This is a genomic window from Kitasatospora sp. NPDC059673, assembly GCF_042734215.1.
Classification (GTDB): domain Bacteria; phylum Actinomycetota; class Actinomycetes; order Streptomycetales; family Streptomycetaceae; genus Kitasatospora.
Genome location: NZ_JBHWEN010000002.1, coordinates 61,238 through 83,055 on the forward strand (window position 1 = coordinate 61,238; position 21,818 = coordinate 83,055).

At 74.5% G+C, this 21,818-nt stretch carries 15 protein-coding genes; 3 read left to right on the forward strand and 12 right to left on the reverse strand.

All coding sequences use genetic code 11. From position 1 onward, the window contains the following. Positions 1 to 32 precede the first annotated feature (32 nt). The 7 genes from ACFV18_RS02610 to ACFV18_RS02640 form a co-directional block, all read right to left on the reverse strand. The gene (locus ACFV18_RS02610; RefSeq protein WP_380478442.1) at positions 33 to 1,841 is read right to left on the reverse strand and encodes an ATP-binding protein; all 1,809 of its coding nucleotides are present in this window, start codon (positions 1,839 to 1,841) and stop codon (positions 33 to 35) included. Between the two features lie 52 nt (positions 1,842 to 1,893). Then, the gene (locus ACFV18_RS02615) at positions 1,894 to 4,020 is read right to left on the reverse strand and encodes an SUKH-4 family immunity protein (RefSeq protein WP_380478444.1); all 2,127 of its coding nucleotides are present in this window, start codon (positions 4,018 to 4,020) and stop codon (positions 1,894 to 1,896) included. 34 nt (positions 4,021 to 4,054) lie between these two features. After that, the gene (locus ACFV18_RS02620) at positions 4,055 to 9,403 is read right to left on the reverse strand and encodes a toxin glutamine deamidase domain-containing protein (RefSeq protein ID WP_380479228.1); all 5,349 of its coding nucleotides are present in this window, start codon (positions 9,401 to 9,403) and stop codon (positions 4,055 to 4,057) included. A 163-nt stretch (positions 9,404 to 9,566) separates the two neighbouring features. Further along, positions 9,567 to 9,896 (reverse strand): hypothetical protein, encoded by a 330-nt coding sequence (locus tag ACFV18_RS02625; protein ID WP_380478446.1) that lies wholly within the window; start codon positions 9,894 to 9,896, stop codon positions 9,567 to 9,569. 423 nt (positions 9,897 to 10,319) lie between these two features. Beyond that, positions 10,320 to 11,000 carry an ArsR/SmtB family transcription factor gene (locus ACFV18_RS02630; protein WP_380478447.1) on the reverse strand — a complete coding sequence of 227 codons (681 nt, stop codon included), beginning with the start codon at positions 10,998 to 11,000 and terminating at the stop codon, positions 10,320 to 10,322. Between the two features lie 201 nt (positions 11,001 to 11,201). Further along, a complete protein-coding gene (locus ACFV18_RS02635; protein ID WP_380478449.1) occupies positions 11,202 to 12,899 on the reverse strand; it encodes a hypothetical protein in 1,698 nt (565 codons plus the stop codon). Further along, entirely contained in the window at positions 12,896 to 13,618 is a 723-nt protein-coding gene (locus tag ACFV18_RS02640; RefSeq protein WP_380478451.1) for an ABC transporter ATP-binding protein, read from the reverse strand. Before ACFV18_RS02640 ends, ACFV18_RS02635 begins: the two co-directional genes overlap by 4 nt. A gap of 248 nt (positions 13,619 to 13,866) precedes the next feature. Between ACFV18_RS02640 and ACFV18_RS02645 the strand changes: the two genes are divergently transcribed. Next, complete coding sequence (locus tag ACFV18_RS02645; protein ID WP_380479231.1) at positions 13,867 to 14,088, forward strand: helix-turn-helix domain-containing protein; 222 nt, start codon at positions 13,867 to 13,869, stop codon at positions 14,086 to 14,088. A gap of 8 nt (positions 14,089 to 14,096) precedes the next feature. On the opposite strand, the gene ACFV18_RS02650 is transcribed toward ACFV18_RS02645, so the two are convergent. After that, positions 14,097 to 14,645, reverse strand: a complete 549-nt coding sequence (locus tag ACFV18_RS02650; protein ID WP_380478453.1) for a GNAT family N-acetyltransferase — start codon at positions 14,643 to 14,645, stop codon at positions 14,097 to 14,099. Positions 14,646 to 14,706: 61 nt separating this feature from the next. Continuing rightward, entirely contained in the window at positions 14,707 to 15,867 is a 1,161-nt protein-coding gene (locus ACFV18_RS02655) for an FAD-dependent monooxygenase (RefSeq protein WP_380478455.1), read from the reverse strand. Positions 15,868 to 16,016: 149 nt separating this feature from the next. Between ACFV18_RS02655 and ACFV18_RS02660 the strand changes: the two genes are divergently transcribed. Continuing rightward, positions 16,017 to 16,739 (forward strand): TetR/AcrR family transcriptional regulator, encoded by a 723-nt coding sequence (locus ACFV18_RS02660; RefSeq protein WP_380478457.1) that lies wholly within the window; start codon positions 16,017 to 16,019, stop codon positions 16,737 to 16,739. Positions 16,740 to 17,094: 355 nt separating this feature from the next. Here the strand turns inward: ACFV18_RS02660 and ACFV18_RS02665 are convergent, their stop codons facing one another. The 3 genes from ACFV18_RS02665 to ACFV18_RS02675 are packed head-to-tail and all read right to left on the reverse strand — an operon-like array spanning position 17,095 to position 20,026. Beyond that, positions 17,095 to 17,880 carry a heme ABC transporter ATP-binding protein gene (locus tag ACFV18_RS02665; protein WP_380478459.1) on the reverse strand — a complete coding sequence of 262 codons (786 nt, stop codon included), beginning with the start codon at positions 17,878 to 17,880 and terminating at the stop codon, positions 17,095 to 17,097. Further along, positions 17,877 to 18,953, reverse strand: a complete 1,077-nt coding sequence (locus ACFV18_RS02670) for a FecCD family ABC transporter permease (RefSeq protein ID WP_380478461.1) — start codon at positions 18,951 to 18,953, stop codon at positions 17,877 to 17,879. Before ACFV18_RS02670 ends, ACFV18_RS02665 begins: the two co-directional genes overlap by 4 nt. Then, positions 18,950 to 20,026, reverse strand: coding sequence for a hemin ABC transporter substrate-binding protein (locus tag ACFV18_RS02675; protein WP_380478463.1), 1,077 nt, complete (start codon positions 20,024 to 20,026; stop codon positions 18,950 to 18,952). The genes ACFV18_RS02670 and ACFV18_RS02675 overlap by 4 nt, the downstream gene beginning before the upstream one ends. Positions 20,027 to 20,171: 145 nt before the next feature. Between ACFV18_RS02675 and ACFV18_RS02680 the strand changes: the two genes are divergently transcribed. Continuing rightward, positions 20,172 to 21,578 (forward strand): HtaA domain-containing protein, encoded by a 1,407-nt coding sequence (locus ACFV18_RS02680; protein WP_380478465.1) that lies wholly within the window; start codon positions 20,172 to 20,174, stop codon positions 21,576 to 21,578. Positions 21,579 to 21,818: the final 240 nt, after the last annotated feature.

Here is a 21,818-nt window from a genome sequence, read left to right on the forward strand (position 1 = left end):
GGTCGGTGTTCACAGTAGTGGACGGGTACCGGTCACCGGCCGGCCGGTTGCAGGGCCGCGACGCCGTGCGCGTCGGCGATCAGCAGCAGGCCGTCGGGGGTGACGTCGGCGCCCGCCAGTGGTGCGGCGGACAGGAACGCGGCGATCGGTCCGGTGACGGTGCCGTCGAGGGGGTTGCGTGACCAGAGCCGGACGTAGTCGCTGCCGGTGCTGAGCGCGAGGGTGCCGGTGGCTCGCTGCTCGTCGCCGGGGCGGGCGAGCTGCTCGGGGTCGGTGGTGTCGGGTTCACCGGTGCGGGCGTCGTAGACCGCCAACTCGGGCTGCCGGCCCGGGCGGTGGGCGACCAGCAGGTGGCTGCCGTCGGGGCGGACGGCGGCGGTGACGGCGCCGACGCCGGTGAGCGGCCGGGCCCACAGGGTGTGCCAGGGCACGTCCAGGCCGGTGGTGTCGAGGCCGGGCAGGCCGTCCTGGCGGGCGGCGTGGTCGAGCAGGGCGGCGCGCAGTTCGATGTCGAGTTCCTGGCGGGCGAACAGCGGGGCGAGGCGCAGCCAGGTGCGGCCGAGTGGCGGCAGCGCGGCGGCGTCGAGCCGGTCGACGGCGGCGCGCAGCCGGTGCTGTTCGGCGTGCAGCAGGAAGCCGGGGTCGGTGAGGAGTTGGTCGAGCAGGCCGCCGTGGAGGGCGTGTCCGGCGAGTTGTTCGCGGACGTAGCGGGGGGCGTCGGCCCAGCGCCCGGGCCGGTCGGCGTCGAGGGTGGCGAGCAGGGCGGTGGCGATCCGGCGGTGGACTTCGCGGGCGGTGCGGCCGAGGCGTTCGCGGATCTCCTCGGCGACGGCGGGGTGGACGATGCGGGCGCCGGGTGTCCCGTCCTCGGTGGCGGCGAGGTCGAAGAACGGCAGCAGCAGGTCGCGTCCGGCGGCGAGGGCGGGGCCGAGGTCCTTGCCGGCGACGGCGGACGCGACGGGGGCCCACAGGTGGAACGGCAGGGGTTCGCCGGGACCGGCCAGGGCGAGCGGGGCGAGCAGGCGGCGCAGGGTGAGTTCGTCGCTGCCGCAGCGTTCGGCGTGCAGGTCGAGGGCGTCGCCGGGGCTGCGGGGCAGCGGCAGTGGTCCGGTGGGGTGGGCCTGGACGGACCAGCCGGCCAGCCGGACCACCAGCGGGGTGCCGGCGACGGCGGCCAGCTGGCGGGCCACGGTGGGGGTGGGGACGGCGAGTTCGGCCTGTCGGAGCAGGGCGTCCGGGTCGCGCCACGGGTCCTGGTCGAGGTCGAGGATCTGCACCTGGCCGTCGGGGATGTCCTCGGCGAGCCGGTCGGCCTCGGCGCGGGGCAGGTCGGCGAGCAGGCGGACGCCGGGGTTGAGGGCGAGTGGCAGCAGCACTTCGGTGGTGACCTTGGCGGCCTCGTCGGTGCCGGTCAGCAGGCCGGCCCGGTCGATGTCGGCGACGACCACGGCCTGTGGCTGCTGGGGGGTGCCGATTCCGGCGAGCACGGCGGGCAGGTGGTCGGCCCGGTCGGCGCCGGGGGCGAAGGTGTCGGCGAGCAGCCAGCGCAGTTGGACGGCCGTCAGGCCGGTGGCGTCGAGGACGGGGGGTGCGGGCAGCTCGGCGGGCGGGACGGTGGCCGGGTCGAGGGCGGCGGTGTCGATCCGGGTGCGGTGGGCGGGGTCGCAGAGCATCAGGAAGGCGGTGAGCAGCCGGGTGCGGCCGCTGCCGCTGTCGCCGGTGATCAGCACCGTGCGCGGCGCGTCGGCCGTGCCGGACCGCCAGGCCGCCAGGGCGCGCAGCGCTGCCGCCCGGCCGCCGAGGTGCGGGTGGGGCTGGTGCGCGACGGTGGTGTCGGTCACGTCGGGTCTCTCCGGTCGGGGGGAGGGGGCGGCGGGGAGGGGGTGGCGGGGATCAGGCCCAGGTGTCGGGTTCGAGGACGTGCTGCCAGCTGTCGGTGGCGGCGGCGTCGGGGTCGATTCCGGCGAGGCGGGTGCGGAGTTCGGAGAGCAGGTCGTGGCTGTCGGCCTCGCGGGGCCAGTAGGCCGACAGGTACTGGGCCTGGACGGCGATCAGGGTGAGGAAGCGTTCCAGGGTGGTACCGATCAGCGGCTCGCGGGGGCGGCTGGTGTCGGGCCAGTGGGCGGGCATCATCCGCAGGACCCGGCCGTCGCTGCCGTCGAGCACCAGGTCGGCGCCGAGCCAGCCGCCGAGCAGGTGGAACGGTCCGCGGCCGGCGGGCTCGACGCCGTCCGGCCAGGGGCGGGCGGGCAGGTGGTCGGCGGGGGTGAGCCAGTAGCCGGTGGGGCTGTCGATGGCGGGCAGGCCGACGGTGGCGAGCAGTTCGCGGGTCGGCCGGTGGGTGATGCCGTCCGGGACGGGGTCGATCCGGTGCAACTGCCCGGCGCCGAAGGCCTGTTCCAGCAGCTGTCGCAGGTCGGGCAGGTCGGCGGGGTCGTAGGGCCGGGGCAGCTGGCGGCCGAACGAGCCGACCAGCGCGACGAGTCGGTGTTCGGGCGCGTCGCGCAGCAGCTTGACGTCCGGCCGGACGGCGTAGGCGCCGCGTACCCCGGCCAGCACCAGCAGGTCGCCGACGGCGCCGGCGGCGTCCGCGTCGGGGTGGTGGAACAGTCCGAGCGGGGCGCCGTCGGGGCCGTCCAGGATCTCGGCATAGCCGACTTTCTGGCGTACCGTCAACTCGGCGCTGCCCGGCCCGAGTTCGTCGCCTTCCTGGTGAATCGACGCGCCCGTGGCCGCGTCCCGGAGGAAGCGGTTCTCCTCCTCGTCCTCGATGAGGACGACGGGTGTGCCGCGCAGTTCGGCAGCCTGCACCAGGTCGATCTCCTCGGTGTGCCAGGGCTCGGTGCGGGGGGTGAACGCGCCGATCGGGCGCCACCGGGACCAGACGGTGCGGAAGGTCAGCGGTTCGGGGCAGGCCGCGGCGAGCGCCTCGGCGCGGTCGAACTGCCCTCGGGTGTGGGCGTCGTGAGCGAGCCGGGCGACCCACTCGCCGTGCGGCGCGCCGGCCAGGCCGTAGCCGGTGAGGTAGCGCAGGGCGGCGGCGGGGGTGCCGTACCGGAAGCCGCCGCTGCGGCCGTACGCGGTGCGCAGGGCCTCGGTCAGCGCGTCCTGCGGGACGTGCGCGAGGGCGCGGGCGTCCTCGACCAGTTCGTCGAAGCGTCCGGCGGCGGCCGCGTGGCCGGGCAGCGACCGGGCCGCCCACGGGGCGGTCAGATCGATGGTGGTCAGCAGGCGGTCCGTCATCCGGCCGTGGAACGCGGCGGCCTCGGCCGGGGCGTACCGCAACTCCTCGACCAGCGCGGGACGGTCGAAGCCGACCGTCCCGTCCGGCTCCCGCACCAGCGGATCGGCCGCGAGGGCCGCCAACTCCGCCTCACCGAACGGCACATCGGCGGCCCGGCACAGCTCGGCCCAGGCGGCCACCGGCACCCGGCGCAGCTGGGCGTTGGCCAGCGCCCGCAGCGCGGCGAGGGCCTGCGGCGGAGCGGCCGCGGTCAGCGCCGCCAGTTCCTCCGGGCCCGGCCCGCCCGGCAGACGAAGGACCTCCAGCCAGTACGCGGTGGGCTCGACGGGGGGCGGCTCGGGGGGCTGGGACTGTTCGACGACCAGTTGCAGCCGGCCCTCCTGGGCGGAGGTGGCGAGCGCGGCGACCACCGCCCGGGCCCGGTCGGCCTCGCCGCCGCAGGCCAGCGAGCCAGCCAGCTGGGTGTTGGCGAGCAGCACGGTGCGGGCCGTCCGGTCGCGGCGCAGCGCCCGCTCCAGGTCGTCCAGGGTGCCGAAGGCGCGCCGCCGCAACACGCCGGTGCGGTCGATCAGTTCCTGCACCACGGAGTCGGCGCTGCGCCCGGCGACGTCGATCAGGAGGGCCGCCGGGAAGGCCTCGGCGATCCCGGCGAGCACCGCGCTCTTCCCGCTGCCGGCCGGGCCGGTCACGTGGAGCCGACCCCGGCTGCCGCCCTGCAGTCGTTCGGTGGCGGCGGCGATCGCCTCCGTCACCGCCGTCTCGTCGCGCCCGGCCATCCGGCCACTCCCTTGCTCACTGGCTCATGTTCGTTCACAGCTGCGGCGGCCCGGGGACTCCGGGCTGGCGGTTCTGCTCCATCTCCATCCAGGCCCGGCCCACCTCCGCCACGTGGTCGCCGAAGTCCCGGTCCATCTTCTGCTTGCCCGTCAGCCCGCCGTCGGCAGGCGTCGTTCCGGCCGCCGGATCCGTGCGGTACCCGGTCGCATAGTAGACCGGCACGCCGGTCTGTTCACGCCCCAGATAGCCGGAGCAGTCCGCGTGACCTTTGCCGATGCCGCACGGCTCGCGCTCGGTGTAGAGGCTGAGCACCTCCGGCTTGTCCTCCTGGCCACGGGTGGCCTTCAGGTGCTCCATCCACCCGCCGAGGTGGGTCTCGGAGTGCAGCGGCGTGACCCCGACCCGCGGGCTGCTGGGCGGTACCGAGCTGTCCACCACGAAGCCGACCTGCCCCGTCTTGGGGTCGTACACCTCGATCACCGCGTAGTTGCGGCCGGTGAGGTCGGGCCGGTGCACGGCCTGGTTGACCGCGGCCTGGATGCTGCGCGTGCCGAACGCGTCCTTGATGTCCTTGCGGAGGTCCTGGTAGTTCTGCGACTGCTTCAGTCCTGCCTCGCCCTTGGACGTGCCGTGGTCGGCACCACCGCGACTCGCCGTGTCCGCCTCGCCCGGAGCGGTACCGGCCACCCGCGGGTCGGCGTTGTACGGGTACGCCATCGACTCGGGGCTGGCGCCCACGCCGTGGCTCTGGTGGAACGCGTCGCTCATCCGGCCCATGGCGGCGACCGCCGCGCCCTGCTCGCCCGGGTTCATGTCCTTGAACCCGGGCAGCTTGGCCTCCAGGTCGGCCCGGTTGAACGTCTTCGGGTTGGTGCCCGCGCTGCCCTTGCTCTCGTCCAGCACCTTGGCGAGATCGCCGCTGCTCGCCCAGTCGTTCAGGTTGTCGTAGACGCGGTCCATGTCGACCTGGCGGACGTCGTTGGTCTCCCGCAGCCGGCCCTGGGCCTCGTCGGGCGGGAGGTTGTAGATGGTGTCGTTCTTCCCCTCCTTCGGGCCGAGGTTCTCCTCGCTGCGGGCCGCTTCGTGGATCGGGTGGTCGGGGTCGTTCGCCCGCCGCTCCTCGATGACCTCCTTGTCGGTCTTGGGGGGCGTTTTCTCGTTGCTGTGCGACGGCCCCGCTTCGGCGTCTCCGTCGCCGTCCCCGTGCTTCGCCTTCTTCTTGGCCGCGCCGCCCTCGGGGTCGTCCTCCGCCTTGTTCTTCTTGCCGGCCGGGTCCTCCGGCCGCCGGTCGGATGTGCCGTGGTCGGATGTGCCGTGGTCGGGGGTGCCGTGGTCGGGGGTGCCGTGGCTGTTGGTGGGGTTGCGGTCCGGATCCAGGGTGATCGCGAACACGCCGTGGTCACCGTTGTGCAGCGGCCGGTCGCTGCGTTGTCCGGTCTGATTGTCCAGATAGGTGATCTTCCCGTCGTGGTTGACGACGTTCCACGCGTGGGCCCGCCCGTTGGCGTCCTGCGTGATGATCACCGCCTGCGAGCCGTGTCCGTCCCCGCGCAACTGGTCCTCGACCCGGCGGAACGCCGCGTCTCCGTTGCCCATGTCCCGGAACGGCGCGCCGAGTTGACTCTCCGCCCGGTCGCGGCCGCCCCGCTCGCCCTCCGGCCCACCATCACTGCGCGGCGCCGCCGCCGTCGGGTTCCCGCTGTACGTGTCGGCCGTCGAAAGCGCCACGTCCAGGCAGTTGTTGTCCCGCCCCGGCGCCCGATGCCCGTCCCCATTGACCGCCCCGGGCCAGTCCCCGTTCGGATCCGGATGCCGCTGCGGCGTCCCGTCCGGATTCCGCGGCACCCGGCTCTCCAAATCCACCTGATGCTGCGGATCCGGCCGGTCCAACCCACCCGGAGTGTCGTACGGACGACTGTCCGCAAGCGCCTCCGGCCGGGGCGCGTGGCCGTCCGCGGCACCGTCGTGCTGCGAGGGGTCGGCGGGGTGTGCAGGGTCGGCGTTCGACGCGTCGGGGTGCGAACTGCCCGCGTCGGGCCGGTCGGTGTCGGGACGGTCGGTGTCGGGACGATCCGCGTCGGGCCGATCCGTGTCGGGGCGTGCGCCGTCGGGGTGGCCGGTGTCGGGGTGCGCCGAGTCCGGACGAGCCGCATCCGGGCGGGCCGTGTCGGGGTGCGAACCGTCCGGACGGCCAGCGTCAGGACGGCCCGTATCCGGTCGCGTTGAGTCCGGGCGACCGGCATCGGGGCGCGCCGTCTCTGGGCGACCTGTGTCGGGACGAACAGCATCGGGACGCGAACCGTCGGAACGACCGGCGTCAGGACGGCCCGTATCCGGTCGCGTTGAATCCGGGCGACCGGCATCGGGACGCCCACCATCAGGGCGGGCCGAGTCCGGACGACCCGCATCCGGCCGTGCCACGTCAGGGCGCGCCATGTCCGGCCGGGCCGTGTCCGGCCGTGCCGTGTCGGGACGGATCGAGTCCGAACGGCCCGCATCGGGGCGTCCGCCATCCGGGCGCGCCGCCTCGGGACGACCCCCGCCAGGGCCGCTCGCGTCGGGACGTGCACTGTCCGGCCGCGCCGTGTCCGGGCGCCCGCCCTCGGGGCGCACCGGGCCCGGCCGACCCGCGTCCTGACGGGCAGCCGCATCCGAACGTCCTCCGCCAGGGCCGCTCGCGTCGGGGCGGGCCGTGTCGGGGCGGGCCGTGTCGGCACCCGAGCGCTGGCCGAAGGCCGCTCGCGGGTCGGGGCGGTCGGCGGCCGGGCGCGGCGTGAACGTGGAGTTGCCGTCGGGCTGTTGGCCCTGGCGGGTGGGTCCCTGGCCCGGCACCGTCGGGGTGGAACTCGGTCCCGAAGTCGGCCGGACCGCGCCCGAACCGGACGGAGCGCCGCCGCCCGGCACCGCACCAGCGCCCATCGGCATGCCACCACCCGGAACGCCGGCCCCGCCCCCGGCGCCGACACCGGCGCCAGTACCGTCCGGACCGGCCGTCGGAGCACCACCGGCGCCGGGCCGCTGATCGGGACCGGCGTGCGACGGCGGCGGCGCCGTGGCGGTGGCACCGAGGCCGGCCACGTCCAGGCGCGGCGGCACCTGGCTGGTGTGCGTCCCGGGGTCGGAATCACCGTTCCGCTGCTCGCCGCCCCGGAACGGTGGCACACCCCCGGCCGAGGCAGTGGCCCCGACAGGCGGCCGCATGTCGGCCCCGCCGGAACCTCCGTGCTGCGCCCCGTCCGGGCCCGGCGCGTGCTGCGGCCCGGGCGTCCCGCCCGAGGGTGCGGGCTCGTTCACGGCGATCCCGGCCCGCTCGTGGTTCGGCGCCTCCCCGGTCCGCGACCCGGGAATCGGGGTGGCCCCGTGCGACGGGCCCGAGGACGAATCACCCCCACGCACCGACTCGGACCCGAAGCTGTCGCCTACCCCCGGCTGATGCGCGGTCGGCTGATGCACGGTGAAGCCCGGCTTGTCGGCGGCGTCGCCGAAGTCGATGGCGGCACCGCCGTGGTAGGGGGAACTCATCTGGTCAGGGGTGACCTTGACACCGTTGGAGTCCTTGACGACTTCGCCGTCCAGCGAATGCTCGTCGAAGGACAGCTGGTACCTGTGATCGGGCCCACGCGACGGACCGTCGGGGCCACCCGGACGCCCACCGTCGGTACCGGTCTGCGACGAGCCATCACTCGCGGGCCCGTGATGCTCAGGCCCATGCCCCGCGCCCTCGTGCCCGGCCGGACGACCCGAATCAGCATCCGGCCGGTGCGACGAACCATCGTGCCCGGCGGGCCGCCCACCATCCGGCCCCGACCGATGCGGCGCACCATCCGTACCCGTCTGCGACGAACCATCACGCGACGAACCGTCATGCCCCGCCGGACGACCCACATCCGGCTCCGACCGATGCGGCGAACCGTCATGCCCGGCCGGACGCCCATCCGTACTTGTCCGTGAAGTGCCATCCTGCGACGACCCATGATGCTCAGGCCCACGCCCCGCACCGTCCTGCCCCGCCGGACGACCCACCTCCGGCCCAGCCCCGCGCGACGAACCGTCATGCCCCGCCGGACCACCCACATCCGACCCAGCCCCATGCGACGAACCGTCATGCCCCGCCGGGCGACCCACATCCGGCCCAGCCCCACGCGACGCGCCGTCGTGCGAGGACGGGGCGGGGGTGGCGTCGTGGGTGGGGGGCTGGTGGTCGGTGCCGAGCCGGGTGCCGAACGGGTCGAGTGCCGGGCCGTTGTCAGCGCGCGGCGGGCGGGGCGGAGTGGGCTGGGTTCCGCCGTTCGACGCGTGGTCCGACCCGTTGCCGGTCGAATCGGCGTTGCCGGACGAACTGAGCGTCGGACCGTTGCTGCCGCTCCCACCGTGCTGCGAAGGCCCGCCGGTGGACGAACTCCCGCTACCGGACGGCGAGTTCACGTGCCCACTCGACGGCACCGACCCACCGCCACCCGTACTGGCACCCACCCCGGACCCGGAACCCGAGCCCGAGCCCGAACCCGACGAGTCCCCTCCCCCACTCCCCGACCGGTCACTCCCCGAACGGTCACTCCCCGAGCGTTCGCCCCCGGAACGCTCGCCGCCCCCGGAACCGGATTCGCTCGAATCATGCCCGCCACCCGACGAATCGCCGTGCCCGGCCGCGTGATCGATGCCACTGCGCGCATGCCCACCGGCGCGCGAGCCCACTCCGTCCCGCAGGGCCTCGGTGAAGGTCTGGCCCGAGTTCTTCACCGCGTCAGTGAAGTCCTCCGCGCCGCGCTTCGCCGTACGACCCAGGTCGTACCCGCTCTGCGCACCGAAGTTCTGGTTCACCGTCTGCGCGATCAGGTCGCTGATCATCCCCTGGATCGCCGACACCGCCGGCTCCTTCAGGGTCTCCATGATCGCTTCCATCAGCGCCTGACGGAGTTCCTTCAGCAACCGCCGCACGATCATCTTCGTCGCGGTCGTCGCACCGGCCGCACCCAGTTCCGACAGACCGAGCGTGAACGGCGCAGCCGCCTGAGCAGCAATCAACTCAACTGCCAACGCGACAAGTTGCGCGATCACCGCGACCTTGCAGGTGACCACGATGACGGCCGCCGCGTCGAACGCGACAGCGATCATCCGGGCCGCCGTCGCCGCATCCGCCAGGTAGCCGTTCGAGCCGCCGCCGGAGAACTTCTCCCAGGTCTTGCCGAACGCGTCGATGCTGTCACCGGCGTTGCTCGACAGCACACCGTTCGCGGCGCTCACGCCCCGGTAGTGGAGCTCGTCGACCTGGTCCGCAAAGTCCCGCCAGACCTGCGCGGACTCCCGGAGCTTGTCCTCGTCCGCGGTCGGCCAGTCGAAGCCGAGCATCTCCAGGACCCACTCGACACTGTCCGGCAACATCAGCGACACTTCGTCAAACCCCCTGCGCCTTACGGAAACGAACGGACGAGCGGACCAACAGGCAGCTGGACCACCGGACAAGCGGACCGTCAATCGACGCCGCGGCGGACGCCGGTACGGGCGCGGCTTCGGGCTGCACGCCCGTCGCGCCGCGCGGGGCGGGTCAGTAGACCCGCGGCCGGTACAACGACCGGATCTGGCCGCCGACTTCACCCTCGCGGGCTTCCAGGGTGTAAATGTCGCCCTCGGTCCGGCTCTCGTTGGCCTCGTGACGGTCGGCCATGCCCTGCAACTTGTCGCCGATCTCGCCGAGCCGGGTGCCGAGGGAGTCCATCGACTCCTTCATGCCGTCGCGCAGGCCCTCGTAGACGATGCCGAACTTTTCACCGAGGTCGTCGTCGCCCCAGGGGGGTGTGTCGCCCTGTTCGAGCGATTCGAGCCGGCCGGAGAGGTTTTGGAGGGCGGCGAGGAAGTCCTGGCCGACGGCGGACATGTTCCTGCCCTCTGTCCGGAGACTCGCCGAATCGACCACGATCTGCTGAGACATGCCCGCCCCCGACTCGGACCGCCGAGGTCCGCTCGCACTGCCGACCCCGTAAGTTCGGGACCCTCGGGCCGGTTTCGGCGGCTGTGGGTCCGTTTTGGTGTCTGCATCATAGGACCGGAATCATTGCCGAGCCATGCTGTCTGCCGACTGTGCAAAAGCTCGCCACCACTCCTCCACCGCCCGGCCGGTGGCCCGCACTTCCCCGATCGCTCCCCCGATCACCGGCCCGGAGCCCGTCGGCCTTGGTCGGCCCCGGTGTTCCACCGACGAAGCTCCGGGCCGACCGAGGTGACGCCAACCCCCAAAGCCCCACCACTCACCCACAATTCCCCCACAACCCCACCGCGCGCCCACCACCCCGACGGGCCGTCAACCCACCGTCTCCCCCGCATCGACGGGGAGGTCGGCGAGCCGCCACTCCAGCATCCCGTCGTCCAGCCGGATCGCCCGCCGCCCGCGCGCGGTGAGCAGTCGGACGGCGTCGTAGGCGAGGGCGCAGTACGCGCCGCGGCAGTAGACGACAACCTCGGCATCCTCGGGGAGTTCACCGATCCGCTCGACGAGTTCCTCGACGGGGATGGAGAGCGCGCCGGGGATGTGCCCGGCGGCGTACTCCTCGGCGGGGCGGACGTCGAGGGCCACGGCCCGGCCGGCGGCGATCCGGGTCAGCAGGTCCTCGCGGGTGACGACGTCCGGCTCGTCGGGGGCCTCGGGGCCGAGGTAGGCGGTCCGGGCGGGTGCGACGGCGGCCTGGTGGCGTTCGGCGACCCGGCGCAGCAGGTCGAGGAGTTGAGCGACGTCCCCGCCCGCCAGGCGGTAGTGGATGCGGACGCCGTCGCGGCGGGTGGCGACCAGGCCGGTCTGCTTGAGGGTCTGGAGGTGCGCGGAGGCGGTGGTGAGGTTGAGGCCGGCGGCTTTGGCGAGTGCGTCGACGGTGCGTTCACCCTGGGCCAGCAGGTCGAGCAGTTCGAGCCGTTTGCCGCTGGAGAGGGCTTTCCCGGTGGCGGCGAACGCCTCGTAGAGCTCGGTTTTCGCGGCCCGGTCCGCCATTGCTGCGGCCCCCTTCTCGGTAATTCTATGGAATAAGGGTACTCCCCACCCGGGCCCGAACCCGGCCGAGACCGGCCGCCGACCCCGCCCGGCCCCGCCGACCCTGCCGGCCCCGTCGGCCCGTGACCCTGGACAGCGACGACGCCACCACACACCGCAGGGCCGGAAGGCCGTGCCCGCCGCCTCCCGGCCTGCGACCCGCTACGGCCGTCCCACCGTGCCGGGCCGGGCCTGGGCGGGGAGTCTGCCCGCTCTGCCCTTCGCCCAGTGGAACAGGGCGACGGCCACCGTCAGCGCGATGGCCAGGGATTGGGGCAGCGAGCCCGCCGAGCCGCTGCGCAGGGCCGCCGAGAACGGCAGCGCCAGCACCGGTACGGCCACGGCCGGGCCTGCGGCGTACCAGGCGGTGAAGAACGCGACGCCGCCGCTCCCGCCGGCCCCCGCGGAGCGGTAGAGCAGGTCTTGGCGGGCCGCACCGCGGCAGGCGTTCACCAGGCCGGCGGCGACCAGGGGTGGAACCGCGAACGGGGCGAGCCAGGCGGTCGGGCCGCCGCCGAGGGCGAGCACCGCCACCGACCCGGCTGCCGCCAGAAGGAGGCCGAGGGCGGTGGGTACCACCGCGTGGCGCAGCATGAGGCCGGCGAAGGGGTACGGGGACCAGGACGCGCGGCGGACGTCGTCGGTCTCGATCCGGGCGGGTTCCAGGAGTTGGGCGACGGCCAGGTAGCCGAAGGTCAGGGCGACGACCGTGACGGCCCAGGAGAGCACGCCCCGGGTGTCGTGCGCCAGCACGGCGCAGAGCACGGCCGGGACGGTCAGCAGGACGGCGCGTCCGACTCGGGCGGGCGCGCGGAGCAGCGAGAGCACGTCCCGCCAGTACAGGATCAGCCAGGGCTGCCGGGGTGCGGGCAGCCGTACCCGGAACTGGCGGTCGCCGCCGGACGCGCCGGCCACGGTCAGCTTCGCGGCGCGCAGTTCGACCGTCCGCAGCGCGGCCAGTACTCCGGCGGCCGTCCGGGCGCGCTCCCGCAGCAGCGGCAGCGGGAGGGTGGCGACGGCACGGTCGGCGAGCACCAGGAACAGCACGGTGGGCACGGCCAGCAGGACGGCTGCGACCATGCCTCCCGGGACGGCGGCGGGCGTGGGCGCCAGCGCGGCGAGGGCCGCCCAGCCCCACGGGCCGGACCAGAGTTCGACGCGTTCCAGCCAGGGGACGGGGTGGCCGGCGACGGCCAGCGCGCTCTGCGTGGCGAGGGCCAGGATCAGCACGGCCGCGTAGGGGGTCAGGCGCCGCGCCCAGCGGGCGGCCGGTGGGCTGTTCTGCACCAGCAGGCCGGCGCAGACGCCCAGCAGCGGCAGGCAGAGCCCGCCGACCAGGCACCAGCCGAGGGCCGCGGGCAGGCCGACACGCACGGTCAGGCCGAGCGCCACCATGCCGCCGACGGCGATCACCAGTCCGGGGAGGACGGCCAGCCCGCAGGAGAGCCAGAACCACGGCCGCAGCACCGGCCGGGGCCGGACGGGGTGGGCGAGCAGCCAGTCGGTGGTGGCGCGGGGTGGCACGACCGGTCCGCGCCACAGTCCGTCGCGGACGGCCAGCAGCAGGGTCGCGAGGCCGGCGGCGGCGATGCCGCTGGGCATGGCGGCGAGCAGGTCGGGGCCGTGCCCGGTGTAGTCGGCGCCCAGCGAGGCGTGCAGGAAGAGGCCGAAGCTGGGGATGCCGCCCCAGATCACCAGGATGAGCACGGTGCAGTAGAGCGCGAAGGCGGCCTGCTTGGCCCGGTTGCGCCGGTGCGGTGCGCGCAGGGCGCGCAGCACGGCGAGTGCCTCGTCGGTCCAGTCGTCGTCCGCCGTCCATTCGGCGACCGAGGCGTCCTCGGCCACGGCCTTGCCGCTCACCGGGCGCCGGCCGAGGCGGCGAGGACCGTGGAGGGTGCGCCCTGCCGGACGATCCGTCCTTCCTCCAGCATCACCACCCGGTCGGCGACCTCCAGCGCGAGGTCGGTGTGGTGGGTGACCAGCAGCACCGCGACCCCGTCGGCGAGTTCCGCCTTCAGGAGTTCGGCGAGCCGCCGCCGCGCCTCCGGGTCGAGCCGCTGCTCGGGCTCGTCGAGCAGCAGCAGGTCCCGGGGGCGGACGAGTGCGCAGGCCAGCAGCAGGGCCTGCATCTGGCCGGAGGAGAGGGCGGAGGGCAGGGCGTCGGCCCGTTCGGTGAGCGAGCGCATCTCCAGGACCTGCTCGACCCAGTCGGCGGCCTCGGCGACGCCGTGGGCGACGGCGACCAGCAGGAGGTGTTCCCGCACGGTCAGGTCGGGGTAGCAGGCGACGGTGTCGCCGACGACGGCGACCCGGGCCCGTATCCGGGGGTCGTTCTCGTTCATCGCCAGGCCGTCGAAGCGGACGGTCCCGTTGGTCGGCAGGTCGCGTCCGGCGGCGATCCGCAGCAGGGTCGACTTTCCGGACCCGTTGTGCCCGAGCAGCGCCACGCACTCTCCGGCCGCCAGGTCGAGGTCGACGGGATGGAGTACCTCCCGGAGGCCGTACGACCGGCTCACCCCGGTCAGTTGGAGCAGTGCCTTGCGCGCGGTGGCGGGCGGTGCGGCGGAGTTCTTGGCCATGTGGACGACGCCTCTCGACAAATGGATCGCCCAAGTATGGCCCGCTTCCCCCGCACCGCGTTCCCCCCGCCCCCGGCCCGGACGGGCACCGTCAGGCGGTCACCGCTTCGCGCAGCGTCGCGCCGGGCACCGTCAGGCGGTCAGCGCTTCGCGCAGCGTCGAGGCCTTGAGGCCGAAGGTGTCGCGGATGTCGCTGTCGTCCACCTGGAACGGGCGGTCGGACATGTGGCGGCGCCGGGGCCGAGGTACTGGGTGTCACACCGTTCCAATGGCTGCTCCAGCAGCGGCTGTTGCGGGCGCGCGAACTGCTGGAGACCACCGGGCTGACGGTCGACCAGGTGGCCGACCGCAGCGGCCTCGGCTCCGGCGAGTCCCTGCGCCAGCACCTGAACCGCCAGCTCGGCATGACCCCGGCCGCGTACCGCAGCGCCTTCGCCCACCGCCCGGCAACGACCGTGCAGCGAGCGTGAGTCGAGACTCAGACGCGCCGGTCGAGGACCATCTCGTACTCCACGGCCGACTCGTCACCGGGGACGAGGAAGGTCCGGCCGCTGTGGATGAAGCCGATCTTCCGGTAGAAGGCCTCCGCACGCCGGTTGTCCTGGTGCACGTACAGGCGGACCCGGGAGATCCGGGGCTCGTCGAGCCCGTCGGCGAAGGCGATCGCCGCGTCGAACAGGGCGCGGGCCAGGCCGCTGCCGCGCTGCTCCGCGCGGACGAACACGCCGACCAGGTGGGCCTGGTCGGCCTCGGCCTGCCCGCCGAAGACGTCCCGACCGGCCCGCTCGACCAGCACCGTCACCGATCCGTCCAGGCCGCCGTCGGCCCGCTCGGCGACGAACTGGCGGGCGAGCAGTTCGCCGCCGCCTGCCGCACGGTCCCGCCAGAACTCGTCCGGCCTGGCGGCCTCGGCTTCGTAGGTGGCCAGGAAGGCGATGCTCGCCACCGGATCGCGCAGCGCGTCCAGCCGGAGTTCCTTGGCGTCCTGCCAGTCCTCGGCAGTGGTGGCTCGTATCACGTGGTTCATGCGCACGATCTTCGGCGAGCCCCGGGACGGCGGGCAAGCGCATTGCCGCACCGGCGGGGTCTCACACGGGCTCCGGCAGCTCCATCGTGGCGACGTCCTGGCCGAGTTGGAGCATCCGGTCGAGGATCCGGCGCCGGCCGAGCAGGGCGTTGCGCGCCCGCAGGCCGGCGGCGGTGCGCGGGGCGAGGAAGGGGCCGGTGCGGTCGCCGCCGCGCTGGCAGCGCTCGGCGTAGGGGCGGACGGCCCGCTCGTAGCGGGTGAACGCGGTGCGGAAGTCGCCGTCGGCGCGGGCGAGTTCGGTGGCGAGGACGTACGCGGCGACCAGCGCGGTGCCGGTGCCCATGCCGCCGATGGTGGCACCGCAGGCGGCGTCGCCGAGCAGCGCGATCCGGCCGTTCGACCAGTTCGGCACGTCGGCGCGGCTGATCGAGTCGACGTACAGGTCCTCGGCGTCGCGCAGGGTGTCCAGCAGGTGCGGGACGGGGCGGCCGAGGTCGGCGAAACGTTGCTGCAGCAGGGACTTGAGGGCCTCCGTGTCGTGCCGGTCGTGGTCGAGCTGCGGCGAGGCGAACAGCAGGAAGGCCCCGGCCCGCGCCGGGTCGCGGGGGTCGGCGCCGGCGGCGGCGAGCCGGCCGGGGGTGTTGATGCCGGTGCTGCCGGCGGGCAGGCCGAGGGTGTTGGGGAGCTGCCAGGTGGCGGCGTAGTAGCCGAGGTGGCGGACGTAGTCCCGTTCGGGGCCGAAGGCGAGGGCGCGGATCCGGGAGTGCAGTCCGTCGGCGCCGATCACCAGGTCGAAGCGCCGTTCGGGGCCGTACCGGAAGGCCACCCGGACGCCCCGGTCGTCCTGCCGGAGCGCGGTGACGGTGTTGCCGAACAGGTACTCGGTGGTGGATTCGCTGTGCCGGTGCAGGAGTTGGGCGAGTTCGCCGCGCGGGATCTCGATCTCGCCGCCGGCGAAGTCGGCGGGCAGCCGGAGCCGAACGCGGCCGTGCCGGTCGGTGAAGGTCATCGGGTTCCCGCCGGTGTCGAGCGTGCGGAGTTCCTCCAGCAGGCCCATCCGCTGGAGCACCGTCAGGTGGGTGGGCCCGCGGAAGTCGACGGCCTGGCCGCCGGCGCGCAGCGCGGGGGCGAGTTCGACCACGGTGGGCCGGTGGCCGTACCGGCCGAGCCAATGGGCGAGCGCCGGTCCGCCGATGCCGGCGCCGGAGATCAGGATCTGCATGGTGTTTCCCCCTCGGAAGGCAGGTCCGACGGGCCCTCCCCGGGCCCGGAGCAAAAGTGTGTCTCGCGGACACTGTTTGCTGCTGTGTACGGTAGACGCAGTTTCTGGCCGGGCGCAAGGCGGGCCCGGCACGGCACCAGGGAGGGCCCGTGGAGAAGCACCCGGAGCAGGCGGAGCACGAGGCGGCGGTACGGCTGCTGTGGGGCCCACCGGCCCGGCCGACCCGGGGGCCGAAGCCGGCCCTCAGCCTGGAGTCGATCGCCCGGGCCGGGATCGAGATCGCGGACGCCGAGGGGCTGGCGGCGGTGTCCATGCAGCGGGTGGCGGGGCTGCTGGCGTACACCAAGATGTCGCTGTACCGGTACGTGCCGGGGAAGGCCGAACTGATCGCCCTGATGGTCGAGTACACCGTCGGCGAGCCCCCGCCGCCCAGCGCGTCCCCGTGGCGGGACCAACTCACCGACTGGGCGCACCGGATGGCGGCCCTGTTCGCCGCCCACCCGTGGGTGCTGGACGCGCTGTCCGGCCCCCGGCTCACCGGCCCGCGCGAACTGGCCTGGCTGGAGCGGGTGGTGGCGGCGCTCGACGGCCAGGGCCTGAGCGGCGCGGAGCGGATGGACGCGGCCGTTCTGCTGGTCGGCCATGTGCGGGCGATCGCCGCCCAGCAGCGGCAGTCCCGGGAGGGCTCGCCGGAGGCCGAGCTGCTGCGCGCGCTCGGCGGGCTGGTCGCGGCCCACGCCGAGCGCTACCCGGCCCTCGCGTCCGCCCTGGCCGAGCCGGGCGAGGGCCGCGACAACGCCTTCGATTTCGGCATCGAACGGATCCTGGACGGCTTGGCCGCCCTCATCGACCGCCGGGCCCAGCATCCCTGACGGCCCTTGTCATCCCGGCAACCGCCAACCGGAGCATCGGATCCGACGATCGCACCGGCACGGGCGGCGCGGATCAGGGGTGCGGACGGCGCGGCCCGGCGCGGTGCCGACCGCGCCGGGCGGGGGCGCGGGTGGCGCTGACGGCGCCGGCCAGCACGAGGGGGGTGAGCAGCAGAACCATGGTCAGGTGCATACCGTGCCTCCGGGTGGTCCGGTTACTGCTGGTGGCCGTTCCCGTGCCGGGCCCGGACATGTGGGCCGCCGGCGCGGGATCACCCGCCCGGACCGCCTCGCGATCCGGATCTCCCCCGGTCGGTCGTCGCCCAGCAGTGGATCTCCCCGGGCCGACGATCCGTCAATCTGTTTCGCGGGGGCGCTCGGGCAGCACGATGGGCGCGCCCCCGCGAGGGTGCGCCAGCACCTCGACGGGGTGCCGGTAGACCCTGCTGAGCAGTGCGGCGTCCAGAATCTCGCCGGTCGGGCCGAGGGCGACGGTACGGCCGGCGTCCAGCAGGGCGATCCGGTCGGCATGCGCGGCGGCCAGCGTGAGGTCGTGCAGCACCACGATCACGCCCCGGCCCGCTTCCGCGCGCTCCCGGGCGATCCGCAGGACCAGTTCCTGGTGGCGCAGGTCGAGCGCGGCGGTGGGTTCGTCGAGCAGCAGCAGCGGGGTGTCCTGGGCCAGGATCCGGGCCAGCGCGACCCTGGCCCGCTCGCCGCCGGAGAGCGCCGTGAACGGACGGGCGGCCAGGTGGGCGCAGTCGGTGGCGGCCATCGCAGCGGCCACCACCCGCTCGTCCTCGCCCGCGGCGGGGGTACCGGCCCAGGGCGCGCGGCCCATCCGGACCACCTCCCCGGCCGCGAACGGGAACGACACCTCGTGGTGCTGCGGCAACAGGGCGCGCAGGCGGGCGAGTTCGGCCGGCCGGTACCCGGCGAGCGGACGACCGTCCACCCGCACCTCGCCACTGCTCGGCCTCCGGTCGCCCGCCAGCACGGACAGCAGCGTGGACTTCCCGGCACCGTTCGGTCCGAGCAGTGCGAGGATCTCGCCCCGGCGCACCGTCAGCCCGACGTCCGTCAGCAGCGGGCGGCCACCGACCGCGCAGCCGATCGCGTGCGCGTGCAGCAGTTCCGTCATGCCCAGCCTCCCTGGCGGCGTCGGGTGCGGCGCAGCAGCCAGAAGAAGAACGGGCTGCCGAGGAGTGCGGTGAGGACGCCGAGCGGGAGTTCGGCGGGTGCGGCGAGGGTGCGGGCGGCGAGGTCGCCCGCGACCAGCACGAGTGCGCCGCCGAGGGCGGAGGCGGGCAGCAGGAAGCGGTGGCCCGGTCCGGCGAGCATTCGCAGCAGGTGCGGGACGACCAGGCCGACGAACCCGATGATGCCGCTGACGGCGACGCCGGCGGCGGTGAGCAGCGCGACCACGGTGATCAGCACGATCCGCATCCGCTCGACGTCCACGCCGAGGTGGCGGGCGGGGCGCTCGCCGAGGGTGAGCAGGTCGAGGCGGCGGGCGTGGCGCGGGGCGACGGCGAGTCCGAGGGCGGCGAACGGCACCACGGCCAGGACCTTGCTCCAACTCGCCTGCGAGAGCGAGCCGAGCTGCCAGAACGTCACCTGGCTGATCGCGGCGGTGTCGGCGGTGAACAGCAGCAGGCCGATCAGCGCGCCGCAGAACGCGTTGACGGCGACGCCGGTGAGCAGCAGCGTGACCACCTCGGTGCGGCCGCCGCTGCGCGACATCGCGTAGACGACGCCGACGGTGAGCAGTCCGGCGGCGAACGCGGCGGCGGTGACGGTCCAGCTGCCGAGGGCGTCCAGGCCGAGCACGATGCAGCTGACGGCGCCGACCGCGCCGCCGGAAGACACCCCGATCACGGCGGGCTCGGCGAGCGGATTGCCGAACACGCCCTGCATCAGCGCGCCCGCGCAGCCGAGCGCGGCGCCGACCAGCAGGGCGAGCACCACCCGGGGCAGGCGGACGTTCCACAGCACCGATTCGGGGACCCGCTCCAGCGGGTGGCCGCCGAGGTGCGCGCGGTGGGCAAGCGAGGCGAGGATGTCGCCGAGCGGGATCCGGTACGCGCCGGTGCCGGCGGCGAGCAGCGCGCAGGCCAGCAGGGCGACGCCGAGGACGGCCAGCAGCAGCGGCCGCCGGTCGCGAACCGCCTTTGCCTGCACAGTAGTTGAATGCTTTTCGAGCGTCGTGGTCATTTGGCGTCCCGGTGCAGCTGGGTGGCGATCTCGTGCAGCACCTGCGGGGTGCGCGGCCCGTAGGACAGCAGGCGTCCGTCGTCCACGGAGATGATCCGGCGGTCGAGTCCGGCGGGGGTCTGGGCGACGCCGGGGAGCGCGAGCAGGCCGTCGATGCCGCCGACCGAATCGAGCCCCTTGCTCATCACCAGGATCGCGTCGGGTGCGGCCTTGACCAGGGCTTCGCTGGTGAGCGGGGTGAAGTCGCCGGTGAGGTGGGCGGCGGTGCCGGCGTCCTCGCCGCCGGCGGCCTCGATCAGCGAGGGCGCGCCGGAGTCCGGGCCGCCCAGCAGGAACACCGAGGCGCTGCCGCGCAGGTAGAGGAACGCCACCTTGGGCCGGGCCGCGCCGGTCACCGGAATCTGCGCCTGCACCTCGGAAATCTGTTGCGCCGTACGGGACTTCAGCTCCGCCCCGGCCTCGGGGACGCCGAGCGCGGCCGCGACCCGGTCGATCCGGGCGCCGATGTCGTCGAGCTTCTTCGCGTCGTCCAGCACGATCAGCGGGACGCCGGCGGCGCGGATCTGTTCGACCGCCTCGGCCGGGCCGGTGCTGCGGTCGGCGAGCACGACGGTGGGGCGCAGCGAGAGCACGCCTTCGGCGGAGACCTCGTGCGCCTGGGTGATCACCGGCAGCCGCGCGGCCTGTTCGAAGGTGGTGGACACGTCCCGGGCCACCGCGTTGGCGCCGAGTCCGAGGCTGAAGACCAGCTCGGCGAGGCTCCCGGTCAGCGGGATGATCCGCTCGGCGCTGCTGACGGTCACCTGGCGGCCGTCGGCGGACGGCACGGTGACGGGCAGTCGGGGCGTCGGCGTCCCGGGCAGCGCCTCGATCCGGTCCGGGCTCGCGGCACCGGCCGTCGCCGGCGCGGCAGCGGGTGCGCCGGTGGCGCAGGCGCTCGCGCCGAGCAGCAGGGCGAGGACGCCGAGGGCGGCTCCCGCGCGGACGCGCAGGCTGCGTGGGCGGCGCGGACAGCGTGGACTTCGGGGGCTGCGGGGGCTGCGGGGGCTGCGGGGGCTGCGGGGGCTGCTCAACCTCGGGCCTTTCCAGGTGCATTGACGTCCCGGCCGGGCCGAACCAAGGGGCTGGGGGCGGAACACTTGACCCATATATTAGGTTAGCCTTACCTCACTTCAGCAACCCCCTCCCTTCCCTTCCCTCCCCGAGGAGTGATTCGCCATGCCCGTCTCCGGACGGCCCCCCGCTCCCCGCAGCCGCCTGCGCGCCGCCCTCACCATGCCGCTGGCCCTGCTGCTGACGCTCCTCTGCCTCCCCGGTCGGGCCGCCGCAGCCGAGTCCCCGGTCTCCGGCGGACGGCTGGACTGGGGGATCAAGGCGAGCTTCCTCAGCTACGTCACCGGCCCGGTGGCGAACGGCAAATGGGCCCTGACCGGCAGCGCGTCCACGGTCGGCGGCTCAGTGTTCCGCTTCCACTCCGCGACCGGCGCCTACGACCCGACGACGGGCCGGCTGTCCGCCACCTTCCAGGGCGGCGCCCGCTTCACCGGCCACCAGGAGAACGGCGGCAACGCGCTGGACCTCAGCATCTCCCGGCTCACCGTCAGATCCGCCGAGGACGGCAGCGCCGCGCTGTACGCCGACGTCAGCTCCAAGTCCCGCCAGAGCGGCCGCACTTCGTCCACCGAGCAAGCCCGACTGGCCGACCTCTCGCTGGCCGGAGTCTCACTGAAGGGCGCGTCCGGCACCGTCACGCTCAGCCAGGTGCCCGCCACCCTCACCTCCGCCGGCGCCAACGCCTTCGGCGGCTTCTACACCGCAGGGACGGCGCTCGACCCGCTCACCTTCTCCGTCACCCTCAAGTCCGCCCCGCCGTCCACACCCCCCGCCTCCTCTTCCTCCCCCTCCGCTCCCTCGTCGAGCACCGCCCCGCCCGCCGCCACCTCCTTCAGCAACGGCGCACTCGACTGGGGCGTCCGCCGGACCTTCCGCGACTACGTCACCGGCTCGATCGCCCAAGGGAGTTGGCAGCCGACCGACGGCGCGGCGGACGGCGGGGCGTTCTTCCGCTGGACGCCCGGCCACGGCACCTGGGACGCCACCACCGGCACCCTGGACGCGGCCTTCACCGGCGCCGTCCACTTCACCGGCCTGCGCCAGGGCGACACCCTCGGCCTCGACCTGACCTTCGCCAATCCCCGGCTGACCGTGACGCACGGTCAGGGCCGCCTGCTCGCCGACGTGAACGGCCGCACCCCCGACGGCTCCACCCGCACCTCGCCCGCCACCGAACTCGCCACCTTCCCCGCCACCGCGCTCAAGGCCGAGAACGGCCTGCTCACCGCCACCGACCTCCCCCTCACCCTGACCACCTCCGGCGCCCAGGCCTTCGGCTCCCTCTACCCGGCGGGCACCGAACTCGACCCACTGACCTTCGCCATCGCCCTCGACCCCACCGCCCCCCTCCCCCCGCTCCCCGACCTCGGCAGCCCGGCCCCCAGCCCCGCCCCGGCCGCCGCCCGCACCGGCAACGGCGGCCCGTCCGCCACCCTCACGCTCACCGCCCTCGGCGCCCTGCTTGCCGCCGCTACGGCCACCACGCTCATCGTCCGCCGACGCCGCCACTGACCACCTCCCCGATCCGGGCAGCCCGGCCCCCAGCGCCACCGCACCCCGGTCGCCGCCCACACCGACAGCGGCGGCCCGTCCGCCAACACGCCCGCCGTCCGCAGCACCCTCCCCGCCCCTGCGCCAGCCACCACGCTCGCCGCCCACACCGACAGCGGCGGCCCGTCCGCCAACACGCCCGCCGTCCGCAGCACCCTCCCCGCCCCTGCGCCAGCCACCACGCTCGCCGTCCTGACCACC

What these genes read in the sequence shown, in the direction of transcription:
- ACFV18_RS02615 (WP_380478444.1), bottom strand. Translation starts at nt 4,020, where the DNA reads ATGGCCGGGCGCGACGAGACGGCGGTGACGGAGGCGATCGCCGCCGCC.
- ACFV18_RS02620 (WP_380479228.1), bottom strand. Translation starts at nt 9,403, where the DNA reads ATGTTGCCGGACAGTGTCGAGTGGGTCCTGGAGATGCTCGGCTTCGAC.
- ACFV18_RS02625 (WP_380478446.1), bottom strand. Translation starts at nt 9,896, where the DNA reads ATGTCCGCCGTCGGCCAGGACTTCCTCGCCGCCCTCCAAAACCTCTCC.
- ACFV18_RS02630 (WP_380478447.1), bottom strand. Translation starts at nt 11,000, where the DNA reads ATGGCGGACCGGGCCGCGAAAACCGAGCTCTACGAGGCGTTCGCCGCC.
- ACFV18_RS02640 (WP_380478451.1), bottom strand. Translation starts at nt 13,618, where the DNA reads ATGGCCAAGAACTCCGCCGCACCGCCCGCCACCGCGCGCAAGGCACTG.
- ACFV18_RS02650 (WP_380478453.1), bottom strand. Translation starts at nt 14,645, where the DNA reads ATGAACCACGTGATACGAGCCACCACTGCCGAGGACTGGCAGGACGCC.
- ACFV18_RS02655 (WP_380478455.1), bottom strand. Translation starts at nt 15,867, where the DNA reads ATGCAGATCCTGATCTCCGGCGCCGGCATCGGCGGACCGGCGCTCGCC.
- ACFV18_RS02665 (WP_380478459.1), bottom strand. Translation starts at nt 17,880, where the DNA reads ATGACGGAACTGCTGCACGCGCACGCGATCGGCTGCGCGGTCGGTGGC.
- ACFV18_RS02670 (WP_380478461.1), bottom strand. Translation starts at nt 18,953, where the DNA reads ATGACCACGACGCTCGAAAAGCATTCAACTACTGTGCAGGCAAAGGCG.
- ACFV18_RS02680 (WP_380478465.1), top strand. Translation starts at nt 20,172, where the DNA reads ATGCCCGTCTCCGGACGGCCCCCCGCTCCCCGCAGCCGCCTGCGCGCC.